Source organism: Campylobacter sp. B0100352/1, assembly GCF_020135855.1.
In the GTDB taxonomy this organism is placed as follows: domain Bacteria; phylum Campylobacterota; class Campylobacteria; order Campylobacterales; family Campylobacteraceae; genus Campylobacter_D; species Campylobacter_D taeniopygiae.
In genome coordinates this window covers 47915-70264 of the sequence record NZ_JACHTP010000007.1, presented here as the reverse complement: position 1 = coordinate 70264, position 22350 = coordinate 47915, and the positions used below count along the sequence as shown (strand labels likewise).

At 31.0% G+C, this 22350-nt stretch carries 20 protein-coding genes, 1 tRNA gene and 1 other RNA gene; 7 read left to right on the top strand and 15 right to left on the bottom strand.

Translation table 11 applies throughout. The features are described 5' to 3' along the window. From H2279_RS03520 to H2279_RS03490, 7 genes are all read right to left on the bottom strand, one after another. Nucleotides 1–505 (bottom strand): prepilin-type N-terminal cleavage/methylation domain-containing protein (locus H2279_RS03520; RefSeq protein ID WP_337195613.1); only part of this gene is annotated, 505 nt, incomplete at its 3' end. A gap of 1 nt (nucleotide 506) precedes the next feature. After that, the gene (tsaD, locus tag H2279_RS03515) at nucleotides 507–1514 is read right to left on the bottom strand and encodes a tRNA (adenosine(37)-N6)-threonylcarbamoyltransferase complex transferase subunit TsaD (RefSeq protein ID WP_337195612.1); all 1008 of its coding nucleotides are present in this window, start codon (nucleotides 1512–1514) and stop codon (nucleotides 507–509) included. Continuing rightward, a complete protein-coding gene (locus H2279_RS03510) occupies nucleotides 1511–2899 on the bottom strand; it encodes a M99 family carboxypeptidase catalytic domain-containing protein (protein WP_337195611.1) in 1389 nt (462 codons plus the stop codon). Before H2279_RS03510 ends, tsaD begins: the two co-directional genes overlap by 4 nt. Beyond that, nucleotides 2899–3972: a 1-deoxy-D-xylulose-5-phosphate reductoisomerase gene (dxr, locus tag H2279_RS03505; RefSeq protein WP_337195610.1), complete on the bottom strand. Its 1074-nt coding sequence runs from the start codon at nucleotides 3970–3972 to the stop codon at nucleotides 2899–2901. Before dxr ends, H2279_RS03510 begins: the two co-directional genes overlap by 1 nt. After that, nucleotides 3969–4694: a phosphatidate cytidylyltransferase gene (locus tag H2279_RS03500; protein ID WP_337195609.1), complete on the bottom strand. Its 726-nt coding sequence runs from the start codon at nucleotides 4692–4694 to the stop codon at nucleotides 3969–3971. Before H2279_RS03500 ends, dxr begins: the two co-directional genes overlap by 4 nt. 10 nt (nucleotides 4695–4704) lie before the next feature. Next, nucleotides 4705–5043, bottom strand: a complete 339-nt coding sequence (locus tag H2279_RS03495) for a hypothetical protein (protein WP_337195608.1) — start codon at nucleotides 5041–5043, stop codon at nucleotides 4705–4707. 2 nt (nucleotides 5044–5045) lie between these two features. Continuing rightward, nucleotides 5046–6353, bottom strand: a complete 1308-nt coding sequence (locus H2279_RS03490) for an NFACT family protein (protein ID WP_337195607.1) — start codon at nucleotides 6351–6353, stop codon at nucleotides 5046–5048. 61 nt (nucleotides 6354–6414) lie between these two features. On the opposite strand from H2279_RS03490, the gene H2279_RS03485 reads away from it, so the two are divergent. Further along, nucleotides 6415–6990, top strand: a complete 576-nt coding sequence (locus H2279_RS03485; protein WP_337195606.1) for a molybdenum cofactor guanylyltransferase — start codon at nucleotides 6415–6417, stop codon at nucleotides 6988–6990. Next, nucleotides 6987–7973: a phospholipase A gene (locus H2279_RS03480; protein ID WP_337195605.1), complete on the top strand. Its 987-nt coding sequence runs from the start codon at nucleotides 6987–6989 to the stop codon at nucleotides 7971–7973. Before H2279_RS03485 ends, H2279_RS03480 begins: the two co-directional genes overlap by 4 nt. Nucleotide 7974: 1 nt before the next feature. Here the strand turns inward: H2279_RS03480 and H2279_RS03475 are convergent. From H2279_RS03475 to nrfH, 4 genes are all read right to left on the bottom strand, one after another. Continuing rightward, a tRNA-Ser gene (locus H2279_RS03475) sits at nucleotides 7975–8064 on the bottom strand. A gap of 58 nt (nucleotides 8065–8122) precedes the next feature. After that, nucleotides 8123–8677 carry a hypothetical protein gene (locus tag H2279_RS03470; RefSeq protein WP_337195604.1) on the bottom strand — a complete coding sequence of 185 codons (555 nt, stop codon included), beginning with the start codon at nucleotides 8675–8677 and terminating at the stop codon, nucleotides 8123–8125. 92 nt (nucleotides 8678–8769) lie between these two features. After that, nucleotides 8770–10602, bottom strand: a complete 1833-nt coding sequence (locus H2279_RS03465) for an ammonia-forming cytochrome c nitrite reductase subunit c552 (RefSeq protein WP_337195603.1) — start codon at nucleotides 10600–10602, stop codon at nucleotides 8770–8772. Nucleotides 10603–10617: 15 nt separating this feature from the next. Continuing rightward, nucleotides 10618–11109: a cytochrome c nitrite reductase small subunit gene (gene nrfH / locus H2279_RS03460; RefSeq protein ID WP_137623742.1), complete on the bottom strand. Its 492-nt coding sequence runs from the start codon at nucleotides 11107–11109 to the stop codon at nucleotides 10618–10620. A 277-nt stretch (nucleotides 11110–11386) separates the two neighbouring features. On the opposite strand from nrfH, the gene H2279_RS03455 reads away from it, so the two are divergent. Next, nucleotides 11387–13471 (top strand): RNA degradosome polyphosphate kinase, encoded by a 2085-nt coding sequence (locus tag H2279_RS03455; RefSeq protein ID WP_337195602.1) that lies wholly within the window; start codon nucleotides 11387–11389, stop codon nucleotides 13469–13471. On the opposite strand, the gene ssrA is transcribed toward H2279_RS03455, so the two are convergent. Further along, nucleotides 13472–13831, bottom strand: a transfer-messenger RNA (tmRNA) gene (gene ssrA, locus H2279_RS03450). It abuts the gene before it with no gap. Nucleotide 13832: 1 nt separating this feature from the next. Continuing rightward, complete coding sequence (locus H2279_RS03445) at nucleotides 13833–14243, bottom strand: histidine phosphotransferase (RefSeq protein WP_200280663.1); 411 nt, start codon at nucleotides 14241–14243, stop codon at nucleotides 13833–13835. An 89-nt stretch (nucleotides 14244–14332) separates the two neighbouring features. Between H2279_RS03445 and ruvB the strand changes: the two genes are divergently transcribed. Further along, complete coding sequence (gene ruvB, locus H2279_RS03440; RefSeq protein ID WP_337195601.1) at nucleotides 14333–15340, top strand: Holliday junction branch migration DNA helicase RuvB; 1008 nt, start codon at nucleotides 14333–14335, stop codon at nucleotides 15338–15340. A gap of 4 nt (nucleotides 15341–15344) precedes the next feature. Next, the gene (locus H2279_RS03435; RefSeq protein WP_137623746.1) at nucleotides 15345–16388 is read left to right on the top strand and encodes an AI-2E family transporter; all 1044 of its coding nucleotides are present in this window, start codon (nucleotides 15345–15347) and stop codon (nucleotides 16386–16388) included. A 30-nt stretch (nucleotides 16389–16418) separates the two neighbouring features. Here H2279_RS03435 and fumC read toward each other — a convergent pair whose 3' ends face one another. Both fumC and glmS read right to left on the bottom strand, forming a co-directional pair. Then, nucleotides 16419–17810, bottom strand: coding sequence for a class II fumarate hydratase (gene fumC / locus H2279_RS03430; RefSeq protein WP_337195600.1), 1392 nt, complete (start codon nucleotides 17808–17810; stop codon nucleotides 16419–16421). A gap of 136 nt (nucleotides 17811–17946) precedes the next feature. Next, on the bottom strand, nucleotides 17947–19743 hold the full coding sequence (gene glmS, locus H2279_RS03425) for a glutamine--fructose-6-phosphate transaminase (isomerizing) (RefSeq protein WP_337195599.1): 1797 nt from the start codon (nucleotides 19741–19743) through the stop codon (nucleotides 17947–17949). A 210-nt stretch (nucleotides 19744–19953) separates the two neighbouring features. On the opposite strand from glmS, the gene mqnE reads away from it, so the two are divergent. Then, nucleotides 19954–21018: an aminofutalosine synthase MqnE gene (gene mqnE, locus H2279_RS03420; protein ID WP_137623749.1), complete on the top strand. Its 1065-nt coding sequence runs from the start codon at nucleotides 19954–19956 to the stop codon at nucleotides 21016–21018. 8 nt (nucleotides 21019–21026) lie between these two features. Further along, nucleotides 21027–22346 (top strand): NCS2 family permease, encoded by a 1320-nt coding sequence (locus H2279_RS03415; protein WP_337195614.1) that lies wholly within the window; start codon nucleotides 21027–21029, stop codon nucleotides 22344–22346. The last annotated feature ends 4 nt before the right edge of the window (nucleotides 22347–22350 follow it).

The following is a 22350-nucleotide window of genomic DNA, read 5'->3' as shown; positions in this document are numbered from 1 at the left end:
CGTTGACCCCTATTAAAGTATAAGTTTTTGAAGCTAAGCTTTTAAAATGTTCATTTTTACTTAAAGCTATACAAGCTTTATTTTTAGAAGTGCTTGTAAAATCAATATTTTCTAATTCTTTATCCAAACCACTTTCTATAGCCTTTTTACTAGATTCATTACTTGAAATTCCCATAAAAATAAAATCTGTTTTATTAACAAAAATAAGCTTTAAACATTCCTTATCATCGCCCACTTTAAAATTGACTTCTTTAACCCCGCTAAAATCTTTTAAATCAACGTTTTCAACCCCGCTGACATTACTCATCGAATTGATCGTGCTTAAAGCATCATTTTTTAAAGCATAAATGCTGATATCATTGATCAAAGTTTTAAGATTATTTAAAGATTTACTTAATTCTGCCTCATCTTTACTTGAGCTTAATTTTGGCAAAGCAATAGCCGCTAAAATTCCTAAAATGATGATCACAAAAACGAGTTCCAAAATCGTAAAGGCTTTTTTCATTTTATATCCTTAAAAAATTTTTACTCCTAGGGCTAAGAATTTCTTCATCAATTTTAACAAATTCTGATCTTTCATAAGCATCCACCGCAGCTCTTGCGATCATCAAAGCATTATCAGAGCAATATTTTAAGGGAGCCAATCTTAATTTTATATGATGTTTTTCACACAAGCTTTTTAAACGCGACCGTAAATTTAAATTCGCACTCGCACCCCCAACAACACCAAATTCTTTAAAAGAATACTGCTTGAAAATTTTCTCTAATTTATCCATGATATGTTCACAAGCAGCTTCTTCAAAGCTATAAGCGATTTCTGCTTTTATATTCTCATCTAAATTTTCATGCTTTAAAATTTCTAAACGCACTGCATTTTTAAGCCCTGAAAAACTATAGGCTAATTCTTTAGAATGCTTTAAAGGAATGCTAAATTTTATATTTTTATTTTTAGCATTTTTGGCCAAATTTTCTATAATCACTCCTCCAGGATAAGCCAAACCCATCATTTTAGCCACTTTATCAAAACTTTCTCCAAAACTATCGTCACTTGTGTTAGCTAAAATTTGAATTTCTCTTTCATTATTGATGTAAAGCACCATAGTATGCCCACCACTTACAAGCAAAATTCCCATATTAAAAATAGCCTTTTCCTCCAAAAAAAGACTATAAATATGGCCTTTAAGATGATTGATCGCAATTAGAGGTAAATTTAAACTTGAAGACAAAGTTTTAGCCATGGTTATACCGCCAAGCAAGGATACGCTAAGCCCTGGCTCATTTGTCACTGCTATGGCACAAAGTTCGTTAAAATAAGATTTGCATTGCTCTAAAATACTTGGCAGTGCTGCACTATGAAGACGAGCTGCAAGTTCTGGCACAACTCCACCATAAACGCTATGTTCAAGCTCTTGAGATATCTTTTTGTGAAAAATGCATTTTAAATTATCTTTATTAATAATAGCAATGGAACTATCATCACAAGAACTTTCTATAGCTAGGATTAAATTTTTCATTCAAATTCCACTAAAATAGAACCGATAAATTTATCTTTAGCTTTTGCCGCTTTTAAGATGCTTGGATCTAGAATCTTTGCTTTTTTAATCAACTTTGCATCCGTAGTATTTTCTAAAAGCTGCTGTAAATTTGCCCATCTTAATTCATAAAATTCTACACGATAAATTTTACCCGCCATATCTAAAGAATAAGCTTGTTGCATATCTTTTTTATGCACAAAAATATTGCTTTCATCTTTACCATGATCAAAACCTATGATATTAGCACGCACCCCTTTAATACTAGGAATGAAAAAATTTTCCTTAACCTTAACCTTAGTGCCAAAATGCACGATGAGATCTTTTTGATCTGCCTTTATAGCCACCTCATCAAAAGGATCACTAAATTCTAAATACTCGGGATAAATTCTTGTTTGAAAACGATTGCCGTACTGGACAAAAAAAGAAGAACCATCAGCAATAACAGCTGTAAGTTCATTGCTTGTATTGTAATTTAGCTCTTTATTGACTGGAAAAGGCAAATATTTGATCGTTTTTCTTGGATTTTTTAAAGAGAGTAAAATTCTATCATCAAAAAGCTTCACTTCAAGCTCACGATTGATCGCTTCTTTTACACCTTCTGGGGTTAATTCAAAATCTCTTGTAAATTCAATGCCGGCTGTTTTTAAATAATTTTCAATAGCTAAAAGATGATAATAAGCCCTTAAATTAACGGGTAAATTTTTACTCGCCTCATTAGCAAAAGCGGCTTTATGATGAGAAATAACAAAATAAGTCAGAGCCTTAAGCATTTCTGTATCGCCTAATTCTTGAGTTTTGGTATTTTTTAAATGATAGGCATGTTTAGGATCAGCTAAAGAGGAATTGACACTATTAACCGTTTGCGTAGCGATATTTTCAAGATCGGGATATTTGCTTGCATTGATTTCGCTTGTATCGATTACGCTAGAATTTCCCCATCTTTTAGGATTTTGCAAAGCATCCACATAAGTAGGTTTGTAAAATCCCCATCCATCATGAAGATTGATCACCATGCTAACTTCAGGTAATAAAATAAGCTTTTTAATACGCTCAATCGTTTTATAATCAGGATCCTTTGGACTAATACTCGCAAATTTTCGGTTTAAATCGCCATTATTTCCACGAGAACGCTTGATAATACTATCAAAGGCCAAATTAGGCGCCACGATAATCTTACCCTTGGTGATATTATAATCACTCAAAAGCAAACTTGCGGCATGAAAACCACCAGGCTCATCACCTTGAATCCCACCAAAAATCAAAACCGTGTTATTATCGTCTAAGCTTTTTCCATTCTCCCCTACACTAAAATCCAAAGCAAAGACACTCGTATATAAAAACAATACAACTAAAAAAAATTTCATCAAACACCTTTTAAATATTTCCTTGTTTTATCATCATATTCAAAAACTTCTTCAATGCTTGAAATTTTAGGAACTCCAAAATGATCAAGCGCTTTAAAAATCGTCTTTGAAATGTCCAAAAAACTACCCTTATAATTTAAAAAATTTTCCACCCCAACCTCATTAGCCGCATTGATAATCACGCCTAAATGAGGTTCTTTTAAAAGCCAATCTTTGAGTTTAAAAACAGGATATTTTCTTGTACTGATTTCATAAAATTTTAAACTAGAAAGTTTAACAAAATCAATAGGATCTAAAATTTGAGTTTCATGAGTAGAAAAAATAGCTTCTGAAATAGCAAGCTTCATATCAGCTTTTGAAAAATATGCCGTAGTCGCACCATTTTTAAATTCACACATTGCATGAATGATGGATTTTGGCTCTATTAGAGCATCAATATCCTTAAAATCATACAAATGATACGCTTCTATGATTTCAAAAAGCTTATTTACCATGGTTGCGCTATCTATAGTTATCTTAGCTCCCATTGCCCAATTTGGATGCTTGAGAGCATCTTTAGGAGTAACATTTTTTAGATCTTTAATTTTACTTTTGCGAAAAGCCCCACCACTTGCAGTAATATAAAGTTTTTTAATATTTTGTTTATCTTGAAGTAAAAAATTTAAAGCTGAATGCTCGCTATCTACAGGGATAATTTTAGCCCCTTTTAAAAAATTTCCTGCTACCACTAAACTTTCTTTATTAGCAAGAGCAATTTTTTTGCCTAATTCTTTTGCTTTAATAGTGCTTTTTAATCCTGCAAATCCTACTATAGCATTAAGTAAAAAATCATCTTGGCAATTTTGCAAAATTTCTTCCAAACCAGTTTGCCCTATAAAAACCTTATCATGCTTTACTAAATGCTTATCTTTGGCATTTTTTATTGCGACAAATTGGGGCTTAAAAGCTTGAATTTGCTCATTTAAAAGCTTAATATTTTCTCCACAAGCAAGGGCTGAAATTTTGATATTTTTTAAAGCGGCAAGCTTAAGAGCATTAACTCCTATACTTCCAGTACTTCCAAAAACGATCATAGAAAGCTAACCATGACAAAAGCAGCGATAATCACCGCATCAATTCTATCAAGCAAACCACCATGCCCTGGTATTAGATCTCCACTATCTTTTACCCCCGCTTCTCTTTTAAAATAACTTTCCAATAAATCCCCTATAACCGCCATAAAAGCCGAAAAGAAAGAACAAAATAAAGAAAGCCAAAAACCATAAACAAAAATTCCTATCAAAGTTCCAAATATACTAGCAAAAACAAGTCCCCCTATAACGCCTTCTAAGGTTTTATTGGGACTTGTAGGAGAAAAAGGGGTTTTTCCCATAAGCTTTCCTATAAAATACGCGGCACTATCGCAACTTGCAACAATTAAAATCAGCCAAAATAAAGCAAACATTCCATGGCCTAAATACACTTGCCAAAGTGCTAAAATAGGCAAACTAGGATACAAATAAATCAAAACAGGTTTTAAATTTGACTTTTTATACACTTGATATCCAAGGATTAAAAGTGCAGCTAAAATTCCTAAAAACAAAGGCTTTGAAATCATAGTACCCAAAATAAAAGCCAAAGCCAAAGGTATAATGCTTACTTTTTCTAAATTAAAAAGCTTTTTTGCTTCATTAAAAGCCAAAAACAATAAAATTCCAAAAATGATAAAATTGATAAAAAATTGATCAATCAATGCAACGATAATCACCGCTGCAACCATCAATAAACCCCAAATAATCCTAGTTGAATTAAACATTTCTCATCCTTTAAATACTCATATCGATACGATGGATACTTTGTGCGTTTTTAAAATTTTCTTCTTCTTCATTTTCTTCGCTAACATCCTCTTGATCGCTTTTTTCTAATTCTTGTTTGTGTTTTTTCTTTTTTTCTTCTTGCTCTGCTTTTTCTTTGATTTCTTCTTTTATATCGTGCGTTTCATTGACTTTTTCAAGCTTATCGATCACTTTTTCTTCTTCTTGAACAGCTGCCATATTTAAAGCAGCACTAACACCTTCTTTTGCAAGCTCATTACTCGCTTGAGCCGCTGGATAAGCCATATTTTGATTGATAAAATTCATGTTTCCTAAAGGGCTTACTGGCATATTTAATCCTTTGTAATATTAATGCTTTTAAAATTGACATAATTGACAAATGCCTTTTGTTGAACCTTGACAAAATTTCTTAAAGTATAATCGACCCAATAAGAACCTTTTTTTAACTTTGAAAAACTCACGCAAAGTTTTGCGGCAAATTCTATCACATCTTCACTAATGTTTCTCTTGTTTGAGATAACAATCACATGAGAACTTGGAATATCTCTTACATGAAACCATAAATCATCCTTTTTTGCATTTTTTAATAAAATTTCATTTCCTTTTTCATTTTTTCCCACACAAATTTTAAAATCTTGAAAATAAAAATATGCAATATGATCACTTTCTTTATTTTCGTTATTTTTCTTATTGCTCTTTTTAGGCAATAAAATTTCAAGCTCAAACTCATCTTTAGCCTTGGCTAACAAAGCTTTTAAATTTAAAGCGAAATCTAATTTTTCTTCTAAATTATCCCTTTGTATGTTTAAATTTCTAGCTCTTTGTTCCAATTTTTTGGCATTTTTATAAAATAAATTAGCACTCTCTTTAGGACTTGTTTCAAGTTTAAAATGCATTTTTTTATCTTCAAAATCATTGAGTTCAAATTCTCTTTCATGCTCTTTTAAAACACTCAAATTTGCAAACAAAACATCCGCTTTTTTTCTAAACTCTAAAGCCTTTTCGATCAAAAAATCTTCTTGTTCTAAACTTGATATAATTTCATTTAAATTTTGTATTTTTTTATCCATTTGTGCAAGTTTTGAAATCTTGATTTGATGAATTTTGTTTTGATTAATGGATTTAAATTTATTAGCAAAATAAAGATCAAAATCAACGATTTTTTCATAACAATCATCCATTTTATAAGGCTTTAAAGGCTCTAAAATAACATTAGGTTTTACAATACGATAACTTTTATCAATATGCCTTAAAGCCTCGATAATCATTTCATTTGCATCTGTGATAATCACATTAGTATTTTTACCTGTAAATTCAAAATAAATTTTATTTTCATAACTTTTATAAGATTTATTTGCGAGGGTATGAAAACACAAAATACGATTATCTTGCAATACTTTTACATCTTTTAACAAGGCATTGCTAAAATATTTTTTAAGCATAAAATCAAAAGGAGCATTATAATTTTTAGTATTTAATTTAGCCGTGTAAATCGCACTATTTCCTCGACTCAAATCAAAAATAAATTTTTGTCTCTCAAGACTAAGCTCTAAAACATTATCATTAATGCGTTTTATAAAATCAACTTTTTTAAAATCACTAAAAAAATCTCTTAATTGCAAAAGCTCTGTATATTTCATAATAAAAATTATAAGATATTTTAGCGAATTTATGGTAGAGTTTTTAAAAAAGGAATGAAATTTGGAACTTAAAGAATTAAATTGTGTGATTTTATGTGGCGGAAAATCAAGTCGCATGGGTGAAGATAAAAGCAAATTAAAAATCAAAAATGAGACTTTAAGCGAATTTCAAGTCAAAAAAATGTCACGTTTTTTTAAAAAAGTTTATGTAAGCGCCAAAGAAGATAAATTTAACCAGCAATTTTCTCTCATAAAAGATGATTTAAAATTTCAATTTTACTCCCCTATGCTTGCGCTATATTCTATATTTTCTTATTTTAAAGATGAATTTGTTTTTATTTTAAGTGTGGATAGTCCTAATATCAGCGAAAATGAAATTTTAAAACTTCATTCTTTTTTAAAAGAAGATTATCGTATCATTATAGCCAAAACAAAATCCTATAAGCATCCTTTATGCGGGTTTTATCACAGTTCTTTAAAAAATTTATGCAAAGAGTATTTGAAAAAAAATGAACATAAAATTGGACTTTTGTTTTCTCAAGTTAAGACTAAATTTGTAGAATTTGAAAATGAAGATGCCTTTTTAAATTTAAATTTTTATCAAGAGTATGAAAAATTCAAAAGTGAGTTTAAATGAAAAAAATAATTTTATTTTTCCTAATCTGCAATTTAGTATGGGCTGAAAATTTTGAAGAAGCTTTGGAATTTGAAAAAAAAGGTGATTATAAAAAAGCTATGCAAATTTATAAAAGCTTACTTTTAAAAAATCAAGCTCAATCTTTTGTTGATGATAAGCCTGAAAAAATAGCGATTTCAAATATCCAAACTTCTCAAAAAAATCCAGAAGATAAAGAGGATTTTTCTAAACTTGCCTTAGCAAACTACCTTGATGAAGATACAGGTTTTAATCCACTTGGTATTACAGCTTATAAAATGAATTATTTTTTACCTTTTGCTTATAGTTTTGGCTCCCTTGGCAATGATAATCGTAAAATGGAAATGAAATTTCAACTTAGCATTAAAAAAAGATTATTTGAAAATTTATTTGGACTCAATGAAAAATACTATATAGGCTATACGCAAACTTCTTGGTGGCAAAATTATAAACATTCCTCTCCTTTTAGGGAGACGAATTATCAGCCTGAATTTTTCGTAGATTTTCCTCTTTATCTTAATAACTATCCCTTTTTTAATAATCTTCGCTTAGGAATTTTACATGAAAGCAATGGCAAAGGGGATGAGAATTTAGAATCTCGCTCATGGAATAGAATCTATGCTTCAACTGCCATTTTTTATAAACGCTTTTTATTTGTTCCTAGAATATGGTATAGAATTCCTGAAGAAAGAAAAAAAGATGATAATCCTGATATCACGCATTATTTGGGAAATTTTGATTTGAATTTAGGATATTTAGGTAAAGATTATTTTGCTAATATTATGCTAAGAAATAACCTTGATTTCCGCCATAATAAAGGTGCAATTCAAGTCGATGTAGGATATGATATTTTTAATAACGGAATTTATTGGTATTTACAATATTTTAATGGTTATGGAGAAAGTTTAATCGATTATAACAGAAAATTACAAAGACTTTCTACGGGATTTTTGATTTCTTATTAAGTGGCGGACAGAGAGGGATTTGAACCCTCGAGACCCGTTAAGATCTGCACCCTTAGCAGGGGTGTGGTTTCAGCCACTCACCCATCTGTCCTTAAAATAAAAGTATGATTATATAGTAATTTAAATAATACTTAGCTTAAAATAAAAATTTAAAGACTGATATAAGCTAAAATAAAAGTGATTAAAAATCCTAAAATTAAAACAAATAATTGCTTTTTTCTATCTTTTTTACTTGCAAAAAATGTAATGATAAGCCCTGAAATATAAAGTAAAAACAAAGTGATTCCAAACCCGACACTAAGAATAGAAAAATACCACAAACCCTTATCTTTATGCAACATAATCATATCGCCTAATAAAGATCTGGTTTTAAGAGTAATAAGATATTCATTTTCACTAATGGGTGCTATATTGGCACTATAGTGTATTGTACCTATACTCACTCCTTTGTTTTTGCTTTTTATAATTTCTGTATTTGATGGGAGTTTTAATTTATTTTCTACAAGATATTCGATTAAAGCTTCTCTTTCTTTGCCTTTTTGTATATGTTGATTTAATTTATAGCTTTGCACTTTCAAACCTACATCTTGATCAAAACCTAAAATATAAGTAATGCCTGAAATTGCAAACATCAAAGCACAAGGTAAGAAAAACAAACTTATATAAATATGAATTTGTCTGAATAATTTATTTTTATGAATCATTTTTTCCAACTTTGAGTAATTTTTGAGTAATTATAAAAAAATAATGTGAATTGAATGTGAAAAAATACAAATCCCAAAGCGGGATTTGTAAATCATTTTTTATCTATGAATTTATAATTATAAGGAGAAAGATTTTTATCTTCTTCTAAAAGTTCTTTTGGAGGATTTCCATTAACATCTTCTTCATCACCATAATAACGTTCTCCTGCCTTATGTCCATTAACATCAACTTTGTAATAAAGCTCACCTGGGTTTAATTTTTGGATATCTTCAAAACCCAAATTTGAAATTTGAAAATCTTTTATATTATTAGTATTTGCAATTTCCAAAAGCTTAGCTTGTCCCATTCTTGCCATATCTATAGCTTGAAAAATGATTCTTGAAGCTTCGCGTGGATTATGAAAACCGGTTGAATTTTCAGCATTGACAAAATCAACCCTCATTTGAGATTTTCTATGAAGCTCTAAAACATCTTTTAATTCTGCACTGATCTTAGCTTCATCTGGCTTATTATCAGTTTGGAATTTCTCCATAGTGCCTAGTTTTTCACGCAATTTTTTAGTATCCATAATAAAACTTACCAAAGCATATTCAGCTGTTCTTTGCTCTGAAGCAACTATATTTTGGATATCTTTAACTTGTGCTCTTAACTCATCTTCGCTTTGTTTATGACAAGCCTTGCAAGCTGAATTGATATCTCTTAAAGGAGAAGTGATATTGTGTTGAGAAATTTTCTTAGCACCTTCTCTAATATAAGGCATATGACAATCCGCACAGGTTACACCATTTAAAGCATGTACTCCACCACTATAAAGCTCACTTTCTGGATGTTGAATTTTAATAATTGGAGCTCCTGTAAGCTTATGTGTAAAATCTGCCCCAAATATCGCACGAACTTTATCATAATACTCATCAAACATTTCAATTCTAAATGGTTGTCCTTTTTTCCATTCATCCCAAGGAAAAGTAAGTATGATACCATTTGTTTCTATTTCTTTTGCCTTATTGCCATCTCTCCAAAATTCATATTCATCATAAGTTTTTTGAGTTCCATCCCACCATTTTTTAGAGCTATCATCGGCAATACTTTCTCCCATCACTTTAACTTTCTCTCCAGTTGGTTTAAAATAATACTCCACATGGCATTGTGAGCAAACCAAAGTTCTCATTTCTTCTCTACTAGCTTTTATGCCTTGAATAGGATCTTTTTCATAACCTCTTGCTACTAAAGCATTGATAGCAGCCTCTCGAGTAACTCTTAAACTCATATCACTTGGATTATGACAATCCGCACAGGTTACACCCATCCTCTTTCCACCGTGTGCTCCAGCATGTTGTGGCGAATTTTCCTCTATGCCATTGGCTGCAGGAATGTTTTTCATCATTGTCCAATAATTTGTAGAATTAAACGCTACAAAATCTCCTTTAGCAACATTTTTAATCAGCCAAGGAGTCCATCCGCTATGACAATTCATACAAGCTGTAGGTTGCCCTTTAAAAGCTTTAAATCCATGAGCGTTTAAAAAATCTTTATTATTTCTTGCGGTTTTCATTTGATCAATTTGAACCCAAAAATGTCCTCTTTCTTCATTAGCATCAATGCTAAAAGGATAACCCGCCCAAAGAATAGTTAATTGTGGAAAACGAATCAACTTAGAATAAGCTAAATTGCCACCAAATTCAGTCGGTTGTGGTTTTTCTTTTTCAACTTTTAAATACATATCAAGCTGTTCTGGAAAAACCTTACCCCATCTTTCATAATTAGGATCGTCATCGCTTAACAAAGAAAGATCAGCGCTTGCAGTGATAGTATTTTTATTTGCTTCATCTTTCTTTTTTTGTTCAATATCATTATTAAGCCACAAAACACCTAAAATCAGTAAAATAAGAATAATAATACCTAAACGTAAAATATTTTTTTTCATGACATAATCTCCTTATTAAATTCCATGTTTATGACCCACATCTTTATGGCAAGAAGCACATTTTAAAGAATTCTGCGCGTGGGGATTAGTGGTTGCATTGATTGCCGTTTGTGCAAAATCCGCATGACAACGAATACAATTTTGCTGTATGGTTTCTCGGGTTTTATTACTTGCGCTTAAATTTGTAGGAAGTTCATCAAGCTTAAAGGTAAAAGCATAAGCATGACCCAATCCACTTTGTGCTTTAGCAATCCATTTAGCAAAAAATTCATGAGGCAAATGACAATCCACACAAGTTGCTCTAGGCTCTCCTTTAACCTTTTGAGAGTGTGGCCCTTGCATATATTCATTATAAACCTCATTCATAATATGGCAATTATTGCAAGATTCGCTTGCATTACTCAAATAAGACGTACCTTTTGCATTATAAAAAGTATAAAAACCGATCACAAAAAATACGAAGAGTAAAACAAGAAAAATATTAAATAAACTTAAAGTTTTTTTCAACTTTATACTCCTTGAAAAAGCATTGAAACTTAAATAAAAATAGCTTTAGATTGTAGCGTAAATATTGTTAATAAATATTTAAATATATTTATTTTTAATTAATTAAAATGATTTTTTATTTTTAATATATTATCCTAATTAAAAATAATTTTATCAATCATTTAAGATTAAAACTAAGATTGATTTTTAAAACATTGCTAAAGATTAAATTCTTATAAACTCTGTAAAAAATCATTGATTTTCAAATGGTAAAATTAAAATAAAAAGGAAATTTTTCATGCAAACAACTCCTGATATGTTTTTAAATAGAGAACTTTCATGGTTACGTTTTAATTCAAGAGTTTTAAATCAATGCACAAAAGCGATGCCTTTACTAGAAAGACTTAAATTTATCGCTATATATTGTACCAATTTAGATGAATTTTACATGATACGTGTTGCAGGTCTTAAACAATTATTTTCTGCAGGTGTAAATGCAAGCAGTAGTGATGAAATGAGTCCCTTAGAACAACTTAAAGCTATACGTAAATATTTGCATGAAGAAAAAGAACTTTTAGAAGAATATTTTAAAGAAATTACTAAAGAACTTGAAAAAGAAAATTTATTTATCAAACAATACGATCATTTAGATGAGAATTTAAAGCAAAAATGCGATGAGTTTTTTTTCTCAAATATATTTCCTGTGATCGTTCCTATAGCTGTTGATGCAACACATCCTTTTCCACATTTAAACAATCTATCTTTCTCTTTAGCGGTTAAAATTTGTGATAAATCACATCCTGAACTTATTAAATTTGGAATGGTAAGAATTTCAAGAGTGTTACCTCGTTTTTATGAGGTGGTTTCAAACATTTATGTACCTATTGAAAGTATTGTTCATCAACATATTGAAGAAATTTTTCCTGGTTATAAACTTTTAGCTTCAGCAGCATTTAGGGTTACAAGAAATGCGGATATGGTTATCGAAGAAGAAGAAGCGGATGATTTTATGATGATACTTGAACAAGGATTAAAGCTAAGAAGAAAAGGAGCTTTTGTTAGACTTCAAATTCAAAAAGATGCGGATGAACAAATCGTTGAATTTTTAAGCACTCATATGAAAATTTTTCACAAGGATGTTTATGAATACTCGACTTTATTAAACCTTCCAAGAATTTGGCAAATTGTAGGAAATAAGACTTTTACCCATCTTTTAAGCCCACTTTATACACCAAAAACCTTGCCGCCTTTTGATGAAAATTTATCTATTTTTGATGCGATTGATAAAGAAGATATCTTAATCATTCAACCTTATGAAAGTTTTGATCCTGTATATAAATTTATAAAAGAAGCGAGTCGGGATCCCGAAGTTATTTCTATAAGAATGACACTTTATAGAGTAGAAAAAAATTCAAATATCGTCCAAGCTTTAATCGACGCTGCTAGCGAAGGAAAACAAGTCACAGTCATGGTAGAATTAAAAGCCCGTTTTGATGAGGAAAACAATCTACACTGGGCAAAAGCTTTAGAAAATGCAGGTGCGCATGTTATTTATGGAATTAGAGGTTTTAAAGTCCATGCTAAAGTCTCTCAAGTTATACGAAAACAAGGAGAAAAACTTAAATTTTATATCCATTTAAGCACGGGAAATTATAACGCAAGTAGTGCAAAAATATATACAGATATGAGTTATTTTACTAATAAAGCTGAAATCGCTCAAGATGTAACAAGCTTTTTTCATATTTTATCTGGTTTTAATAAAAATCGTCGGCTTAAAACCCTTTCTATGAGTCCTAATCAAATTAAAGAAAAAATTCTAGAAATGATCCGTATAGAAACTGCTAAAGGTAGTGAAGGTGTTATCATTGCTAAAATGAATTCTCTTGTGGATAGTCATATTATCAAAGCTCTTTATGAAGCGAGCATGCAAGGAGTTCAAATTGATCTTATTGTCAGAGGAATTTGCTGCTTAAAACCCAATCAAGAATACAGTAAAAATATACGTGTAAGAAGCATCATAGGAAAGTATCTAGAGCATGCAAGAGTGTTTTATTTTAAACATAGCGAACCTAATTATTTTATATCAAGTGCGGATTGGATGCCAAGAAACTTAGAACGTCGCTTAGAACTGATGACTCCAATTTTTGATGAAAGAAATAAAGCTAAATTAGCGCAATTTTTACGTTTGCAACTTAGCGATAATACTTTAGCTTATGAATTACAAAGCGATGGAGAATATATCAAAGTTGGGCAAAATGATAAAACCATAGATTCTCAACAAACCTTAGAGGATTATGTCAATAAGATATATCAAACCTTGAAAAAGGATACGGATCAAACCAGAGCAACACAATTAGCGTCAAAATTATTTAAGGAGAATTAATGGTGGAAGCGAGGGGAATTGAACCCCTGTCCAAAAATAACCCTACAAAGATCTCTACATGTTTAGCAAAGATGACTGTTTCACTATATTTCGCTCATCTTCCAAAACTTAAAAATATAGCTAAGACTTTAATTTCACTTAAAATGTGTCAAGTTTTAAGCTACACTATCTTAAGATGACCAAATTTCAAGCTAGATAGTATCACTTAAAATTCAGGCTCAACTGAACTTACGCAGCTTTAGCGTAAGCAGGAGCAAATTTAACGTTGTTTGCGTTTAATTTTATTTAGGCTTTTTACGCTTTGCCTAAAGCGACATGCCATCTAAGCAGACTTACTCCTGTCGAAGCCAAGTCGCTCCCATTATTTAGAAATAATATTTGGAACATTAACAATTAAAGGATTAAAAACAGCTAAAACAGAATCATCATTTTCATACGAACGACAATATTTCTCAAACTGATCACTCACTAAAAGCATCCAATCTGTAAATTCTTCACTAGCTGGACCCTCAAAACGATTTGCTTGTGCCATCATTTCTTCACAAAATACACAAAAATCAGTGATTTCATTAAGTTCTAAACGCCTCGCAGCCCATGCAGTATTGTGTGCTAAGGTTTCAAGCTCCTTAATTGCTTCCTTATAACGCACACTATCGCTACCTAGCTTTATAATCAAGGGTTCAAACCTATCACACATTGTTCTAAAAAATTGCAAAAACTTTTCTATATCGTCAATTTCATATTCTAATTCTAATTTTGTTAAAATTCCCATTTTTAAACCATATTATAAAGTTTAAGTAAATTCTAGCAAAATTTAGTTAAAATCTTATTTTAATTTTCCTAGAAAAACAAGAATGAAAAATGGATAGAATAGTAGAAATAGAAAAATATTCTTTTGATGAAACTTATGAAAATTCCTTACGTCCTTCAAGTTTTGATGGCTATATAGGGCAAGAAAGTATCAAAAAAAATTTAAATGTTTTTATTGCTGCAGCTAAAAAACGTAATGAATGTTTAGATCATATTCTTTTTAGTGGCCCAGCTGGACTTGGAAAAACAACTTTAGCTAACATAATCTCTTATGAAATGGAAGCGAATATCAAAACAACAGCCGCACCGATGATAGAAAAAAGCGGAGATTTAGCTGCCATTTTAACGAATTTAAGCGAAGGAGATGTTTTATTTATCGACGAGATTCATCGTCTAAGTCCTGCTATTGAGGAAGTGCTTTATCCGGCTATGGAGGATTATCGTTTGGATATTATTATAGGGAGTGGCCCTGCGGCACAAACGATAAAAATTGATCTACCTAAATTCACACTCATAGGCGCTACTACACGTGCGGGTATGCTTAGCAATCCTTTAAGAGATCGCTTTGGTATGCAATTTCGTTTAGAATTTTATAAAGATAATGAACTTGCAACTATACTTCAAAAAGCTGCCTTAAAACTTAATAAAACTTGCGAAGAAGATGCAGCACTTGAAATCGCAAAAAGATCAAGATCAACACCTAGAATCGCACTTAGACTTTTAAAAAGAGTAAGAGATTTTGCAGATGTGAATGATGAAAAAAATATTACTCTAAAAAGGGCTAATGAGGCTTTAAATTCTTTAGGGGTAAATGAATTAGGCTTTGATGCGATGGATTTAAGATACCTTGAACTTTTAACAGCAGCAAAACAAAAACCTATGGGACTTGCGAGTATAGCTGCAGCTTTAAGCGAAGATGAAAATACAATTGAAGATGTTATAGAACCATATTTATTAGCAAATGGTTATATAGAACGCACCGCTAAGGGACGCATAGCAAGTCATAAAAGTTTTCAAGCTTTAAAAATGAAATATCAAAAAAATTTATTTGAGGAGTAATTTTTTGAAAAATGGAAAAATATTTTTAATTTCTTTTATTTTGGTTATTTTATCGCTTTTACTTTATCTTTTTAAAAGCTTTTTACTCGTGATCATTATCGCAAGTTTAATGGCAGTGGCAACATCAAATATAAATGCGAAATTCTTGCATTTGACTAAAGGGCATAAATTTTTTGCTTCAATTTTAACAACTTCTTGCATGGTGATTTTATTTTTTGCTCCTTTTTTTTACACTATGATAGAATTAGCTAAAACTTTAAAAAACTTTGATATTAATTTAATTTCTCACACACTAGATTATATCAAAAACTATCAATTTACCTTGCCTGAAGGACTGAATTTTTTAGAACCAAAAATCAAAGAATTTTTAGCGTCTATAGATTTAAACAATATTTCAAAACAAGTTTTAAATTATGCCTCAAGTTTTACAAAATCTGGAGCCAAATTTCTCATAGATATGGCTTTAATTTGTGTCTTTTACTTTTTTGCTAATCTATACGGAACTGAACTTGTCATTTATCTAAAATCAATTGTGCCAGTAGATAGAAAAGAATTAGATGATGTTTTATCTGAAGTGGGCAATGTGATGGCTGTTGTGCTTTATTCTATGGTAATCATTGCTATTTTTCAAGGAACTCTTTTTGGGATTATTACCCTATTTTATGGATATGATGGTATTTTAATGGGTTCCATTTTTGCTATTAGCTCTTTAATACCAGCCGTTGGTGGTGCTTTAGTTTATATACCTGTAAGTCTTTATGAATTTGCGTCTAATGGTTTAAATTCGGCACTTGTAATTTTAATTTATTCTGTCGTTGTTATTTCTTTTATCGCTGATACTTTAATCAAACCTTTAATTATAAAATGGATCAATAAAAAACTCGTTAAAACGCCAACAAAAATCAATGAACTTTTGATTTTCTTAGCTATGATGGCAGGGATATCAAGCTTTGGTTTTTGGGGTATTATTTTAGGTCCTGCAATTTTAACCTTTTTCATTTCTACAATTAGAATGTACGTGATTTTAAAAGATAAGAAATTGATCTGATTTATCTAGCTAAAGCTAGATAAATTCAAATTAAGCCTTTGGTCCTATCATTTTAGTCGGATCAACAAATTGATTAAAATCTTCTTCACTAACTAAACCAAGCTCCATCGCACTTTCCTTCAAAGAAATTCCTTTTTTGTGTGCATTTTTAGCTACCTTTGCAGCATTTTCATAACCAATATGTGGATTTAAGGCAGTAACTAGCATTAAGGAATTATGAAGATTGTGATCAATTTTTTCACGATTTGGTTTTATACCTATAGCACAATGGATATTAAATGAATGCATAGAATCAGCTAAAAGATCAAGACTTTGTAAAAAATTATAAATAATCACAGGCTTAAATACATTGAGTTCAAAATTTCCTTGACTCGCTGCAAATCCAATCGTCGCATCATTTCCCATAACTTGAACTGCAACCATAGTTATAGCTTCACATTGAGTAGGATTTACTTTACCTGGCATAATAGAACTCCCTGGCTCATTTTCTGGGATACTAAGCTCCCCAAGGCCACATCTTGGGCCAGAAGATAACCATCTAATATCATTAGCAATTTTCATTAAATTTGCAGCTAAACCTTTCATAGCTCCGTGAGTAAAATTAATTGCATCATGACTTGTTAAAGCATGAAATTTGTTTGGGCTTGAAATAAATTTAGTCCCCATAAGTTTGCTTAATTCTTCGCTAACTTTTTCACTAAGCTCTGGATGGGCATTAAGACCTGTTCCTACAGCTGTCCCACCAATAGCTAATTCTCTTAAGCTTGGCAAAGAAACAATGATTTGCTCTTTAGAATGTAAAAGCATGGAAAGATAACCACTAAATTCCTGTGCTAAAGTTAGCGGTGTAGCATCTTGCAAATGAGTACGTCCTATTTTAATAATACCTTCAAATTCTTTTACTTTTTTTTCAAAAGTTGTAATGAGTTCATCTAAAGCAGGGATTAGTTTTTTTTCAACTTGTTCAACCGCAACTATACTCATAGCTGTTGGAAAAGTATCGTTTGAACTTTGACTCATATTGACATGATCATTTGGGTGTACGAGTTTTTCTTTACGAAAATCTCCACCCATGATTTCAGTGGCACGATTTGCAATCACTTCATTCATATTCATATTACTTTGAGTGCCTGAACCTGTTTGCCAAATCGCAAGTGGAAAATTATCATCAAATTTACCCGCAATAATTTCATCACAAGCTTGAACTATAGCATTTTTTTTAGCATCATCGAGTTTGCCAAGTTTATAATTAACTAAAGCTAAAGATTTTTTTAGATTAGCAAAAGCATAAATTAAAACCTTTGGCATTTTCTCGCAACCAATTTTAAAATTTTCAAAACTTCTCTCGGTTTGTGCTCCCCAATATTTATCATTTGGAACCTTAACTTCACCCATAGTGTCATGCTCTATTCTATACTCCATTGTATTTTCCTTCAATTTTAATTTCATACAATGATTTAAACAAAAATAGACATAAAATTAGCTTATAATTTAAATTTTAAATAAATAAGCACAGATTTAAACAAACTTTGTTTCAAAACTGCACACTAATGATTTTTTATTCTACTGTTACACTTTTTGCAAGATTTCTTGGCATATCTACATCATTACCCATTCTAATAGAAATTTCCATAGCCAAAAGTTGAGTAATCACCATCATTTCAAAAAATTCACACATATAATGATTTTGTTTATTAGTTTTTATAAAATCATCACTCAAATCAAATTCCAAAGGAGAAATACTAAGTACAGTAGAATCTCTAGCAATCAATTCCTCAACATTAGATTTTGTTTTTTCATAAAGCATATTTTTAGGCATTAAGGCAATGGTATAAAGCTTAGAATCAGCCAACGCTATAGGACCATGTTTCATTTCTCCCGCTGGATAACCTTCAGCATGCAAATAAGAAAGCTCTTTTAATTTTAAAGCACCCTCTAAAGCTAGAGGATAAAAAACATCACGTCCTATAAAGAAAAATCCATGTCCATCAAGATAACGCTTAGATAAGCGATGAATTTTTTCGTGTAATTTAGTATCCACTTTAACACAATTTGGTGTATGTAGTAATGCTTGAATTTCTATAGAAGTATCAAAATTTTTCTTTTGTGCAATAAAAATAGCCAACATCCAAAGGGTTAAAATTTGTGTCGCAAAAGCCTTTGTCGAGGCTACACCTTTTTCAATACCTGCACGGGTTAAAAGACTTAAATGTGCTAAACGCACCATATTAGAATTATCCACATTACAAATTGCAAAAGTTTTTGCACCCTGCTCCTTTGCTATTTTTAAAGCCTCTAATGTATCTGCAGTTTCTCCACTTTGAGAAATTACAATAAATAAAGAATTAGGCTTAATCACTGCCTCGCGGTAGCGAAATTCACTTGCAATTTCAACCTTAGCTTTAATTTTTGCTAAACGTTCAAACAAATAAGCACTTGCCATAGCTGCATGATAACTTGTTCCGCACGCACATAAAGTAATTTCATCAATATTGCTTAAATTTTCATTTTCAAGCTCATCAAAAACCACCTCATCTCCATTGATGCGTCCCATTAAAACTTCACTCATAACACGACTTTGTTCATAAATTTCTTTTTCCATAAAAAAGCGAAAACCATCTTTTTTAGCAAAAGCTTTATCACCTCGCAATTTTGTAAAAGAATTGATTTTAAGTTTATGATTTTCAAAAATCACCAATTCTTCTTTATTAGCATAGCCTAAACTCAAATCTTCAAGATAAATCACCTCACTACAAAGTCCAATTAAAGGTGTATCAGCACTAGCAAAATAAATTTCATTCTCTTCATTTTTTCCCACAATTAAAGGAGCTGCATTTTTAGCAAAAAAGACACGATTAGGATCTTTTTTTGTGATCAAAAGAATCGCAAAAGCTCCGCGTAACTCATCAATAGTCTTTTTAAACGCCTCAAATGCATCCATATCTTTAGCATAAAATTCAAAAAGTTGCACTATCACTTCAGTATCAGTTTGGCTTAGAAAATGAACGCCATTGTGCTCTAATTTGTCTTTAATTTCTTTATAATTTTCTATAATTCCATTATGAATCACACAAGAGTATTGCCCCAAATGTGGATGAGCATTGATTTCTGTTGGTTTTCCATGTGTTGCCCAACGCGTATGGCCTATGGCAAATCCATAACCTTCGCTAGAAAAACCGCTACATTTATTAGATAAATTCTCAAGTTTTCCTACAGCTTTAAAAAAACTAAGTTCTTTATCTTTCATTACTGCTAAACCTGCACTATCATAGCCGCGATATTCAAGTTCTTTAAGTCCATTGATTATGGTTTGTTTTTTTTCATTTTTTCCTATATAACCTACTATTCCACACATTTTTACTCTCTTAAAAATTATTAATTTATTTTAAATAATGAATTTTAACTTATCTTTTTTAATGATTTATCCTAAAATTATGATTTTCTTTATTAAAAAATACCGATAAAACACTATTTTATCGAAATTTACTTATAAGTTAAATCTTTTTTTCAGTAAGAATTTATAATGTTTATTTTAAAATTTTGAAAAACAAAAAGTGATCATCAAATGAAAAATTTACTTAAAAAATTAGAAAATGAAGAAAGAATCAATCAAGAAGAAGCAAATAAACTTTGGGATTTAGATCTTTTTACCCTAGGCAAATTAGCCCACAAAAGACGTGAAAAACTTCATGGTAAAAAAGTCTATTTCAATATCAATCGCCATATCAATCCAACTAACATCTGTGCAGATACTTGTAAATTTTGTGCCTTTTCAGCTCACCGCAAAAATCCAAATCCTTATATAATGACTCATGAAGAAATTATGAAAATAGTTGATGAAACCGTAACTCGCGGCACAAAAGAAGTGCACATAGTTTCTGCTCATAATAAAGATACAAGTTGGCAATGGTATTTAGAAATTTTTAAAATGATTAAAGAAAAATATCCTAATATCCACATAAAAGCTATGACAGCAGCTGAAATTGATTTCTTACATCGACGCTTTGCAATGAGTTATGAAGAAGTGATTGAAAAAATGCTAGAATATGGCGTAGATTCAATGCCTGGTGGTGGGGCTGAAATTTTTGATGAAGAAATTCGTAAAAAAATTTGTCATGGAAAAGTTAGCAGTGAGAATTGGTTGAAAATTCACAAACTATGGCATCAAAAAGGCAAACAAAGTAATGCTACTATGCTCTTTGGGCACATAGAAGAAAGAGAACATAGAATCGATCATATGTTTAGACTTAGAAATTTACAAGATGAAACCGGCGGATTTAACGCTTTTATTCCTTTAGTATGGCAAAGGGATAATAGCTTTATACAAACTGATAAAATTATGGACAGCGAAGAGATTTTAAAAACCGTTGCTATTTCGCGTTTAGTACTTGATAATATCAAAAATATCAAAGCTTATTGGGCAACGATGACTTTAAATTTAGCTATGGTAGCTCAAGAGTTTGGCGCTAATGATTTAGATGGAACCATTGAAAAAGAAAGTATTCAAAGTGCCGGAGGGGCAAAATCAGCCAAAGGAACAAGCTTGAAAACTTTCATAGATATGATAAAAACTGCTAATTTAATCCCTGTAGAACGAGATAGTTTATATAATGAGTTAAAAATTTATTAATTTAGGAGATAAATTTGTTCAAACTTAAAGAAAATAAAACTAATTTTCGCACAGAGTTGATTGCTGGATTGACCACTTTTTTAGCTATGGTTTATATCATCCCTGTTAATTCAGCAATTGTAAGTAATACTGGTATGCCTATAGAGGCTTTAATCACAGCAACTGCCTTAGTTACTATCGTAGCAAGTGCCTTTAATGCTTTTTTTGCTAATACGCCAGTTGCTATGAGTGTTGGTATGGGCTTAAATGCTTATTTTACCTTTGCGGTTTGTGGGGCACAAAAAATTCCTTGGCAAAGTGCCTTAGGAGCAGTTTTTATTTCAAGTATTATTTTTCTTATCCTTTCTTTTACACACTTTCGCCTTTGGATTATTAGAAATATCCCTAAAGATTTGAGACTAGCGATTTGTGCAGGTATTGGCTGTTTTATCACTTTTTTAGGATTGAGTCAAATGGGGATTATTGTGCATAATAAAGATACCTTAGTGGGAATAGGAAATTTTGGAAGCTCTCATGTGCTTTTTGGAATTTTTACTCTTGCACTTATTATCTTTTTTTGGGCTATAAAACTTAAAGGGGCTTTTATTTTTGGAGTTTTAATCAGCTCAATCATTGCTTGGATTTTCCATATCGATCAAGCACAATTTCCTACTCAGCTATTCTCCCTACCTGCTTTTGACTCTACCAATGGCTTAGGGGCAATCTTTTTAAAATTAGATATAAAAAGTGCTTTAAATATTAGTATGATTCCTATCATACTTACTTTTTTCATCACTCAACTTTTTGACAGCATTGGTACTATTACTGGCGTAGGAGAAAGAGGAAAAATATTTGATGATGCTAAAAATGGTGAAAAAAAACTTGGGAAAACTTTAATGGCAGATGCTACAGGATCTACTCTTGGTTCTTTGGTTGGGACATCCACTGTAACAGCTTTTGTTGAAAGCACAACCGGAGTAGAAAGCGGTGGCAGAACTGGTCTTACAGCACTTGTTGTGGCTTTATGTTTTATTTTAACTCTTTTTTTACTTCCACTTTTTAAAGCCATACCTGCAAATGCGATTTATCCTGTTCTTATCATGGTTGGAATTTTAATGTTTATGGAAGTTAAAAACATAGATTTTAAAGATGAGGCTATAGCAGTGGGTAGCTTTTTTACCATCATCATGATGCCACTAACCTATTCTATTACCTCGGGTTTTGCTTTTGGTTTTCTCACTTATCTACTAATAAGAGTTTTTAAACGCCAATGGGATCAAATTAGCTTAGGCATTGTTGTTTTAAGCTTGATTTCTTTAGGTAATTTTTTACTGATAGCACTACAATAAAAAG

What these genes read in the sequence shown, in the direction of transcription:
- tsaD (WP_337195612.1), bottom strand. Translation starts at nt 1,514, where the DNA reads ATGAAAAATTTAATCCTAGCTATAGAAAGTTCTTGTGATGATAGTTCC.
- H2279_RS03510 (WP_337195611.1), bottom strand. Translation starts at nt 2,899, where the DNA reads ATGAAATTTTTTTTAGTTGTATTGTTTTTATATACGAGTGTCTTTGCT.
- dxr (WP_337195610.1), bottom strand. Translation starts at nt 3,972, where the DNA reads ATGATCGTTTTTGGAAGTACTGGAAGTATAGGAGTTAATGCTCTTAAG.
- H2279_RS03500 (WP_337195609.1), bottom strand. Translation starts at nt 4,694, where the DNA reads ATGTTTAATTCAACTAGGATTATTTGGGGTTTATTGATGGTTGCAGCG.
- H2279_RS03495 (WP_337195608.1), bottom strand. Translation starts at nt 5,043, where the DNA reads ATGCCAGTAAGCCCTTTAGGAAACATGAATTTTATCAATCAAAATATG.
- H2279_RS03490 (WP_337195607.1), bottom strand. Translation starts at nt 6,353, where the DNA reads ATGAAATATACAGAGCTTTTGCAATTAAGAGATTTTTTTAGTGATTTT.
- H2279_RS03480 (WP_337195605.1), top strand. Translation starts at nt 6,987, where the DNA reads ATGAAAAAAATAATTTTATTTTTCCTAATCTGCAATTTAGTATGGGCT.
- H2279_RS03470 (WP_337195604.1), bottom strand. Translation starts at nt 8,677, where the DNA reads ATGATTCATAAAAATAAATTATTCAGACAAATTCATATTTATATAAGT.
- H2279_RS03465 (WP_337195603.1), bottom strand. Translation starts at nt 10,602, where the DNA reads ATGAAAAAAAATATTTTACGTTTAGGTATTATTATTCTTATTTTACTG.
- H2279_RS03455 (WP_337195602.1), top strand. Translation starts at nt 11,387, where the DNA reads ATGCAAACAACTCCTGATATGTTTTTAAATAGAGAACTTTCATGGTTA.
- H2279_RS03445 (WP_200280663.1), bottom strand. Translation starts at nt 14,243, where the DNA reads ATGGGAATTTTAACAAAATTAGAATTAGAATATGAAATTGACGATATA.
- ruvB (WP_337195601.1), top strand. Translation starts at nt 14,333, where the DNA reads ATGGATAGAATAGTAGAAATAGAAAAATATTCTTTTGATGAAACTTAT.
- fumC (WP_337195600.1), bottom strand. Translation starts at nt 17,810, where the DNA reads ATGGAGTATAGAATAGAGCATGACACTATGGGTGAAGTTAAGGTTCCA.
- glmS (WP_337195599.1), bottom strand. Translation starts at nt 19,743, where the DNA reads ATGTGTGGAATAGTAGGTTATATAGGAAAAAATGAAAAAAAACAAACC.
- mqnE (WP_137623749.1), top strand. Translation starts at nt 19,954, where the DNA reads ATGAAAAATTTACTTAAAAAATTAGAAAATGAAGAAAGAATCAATCAA.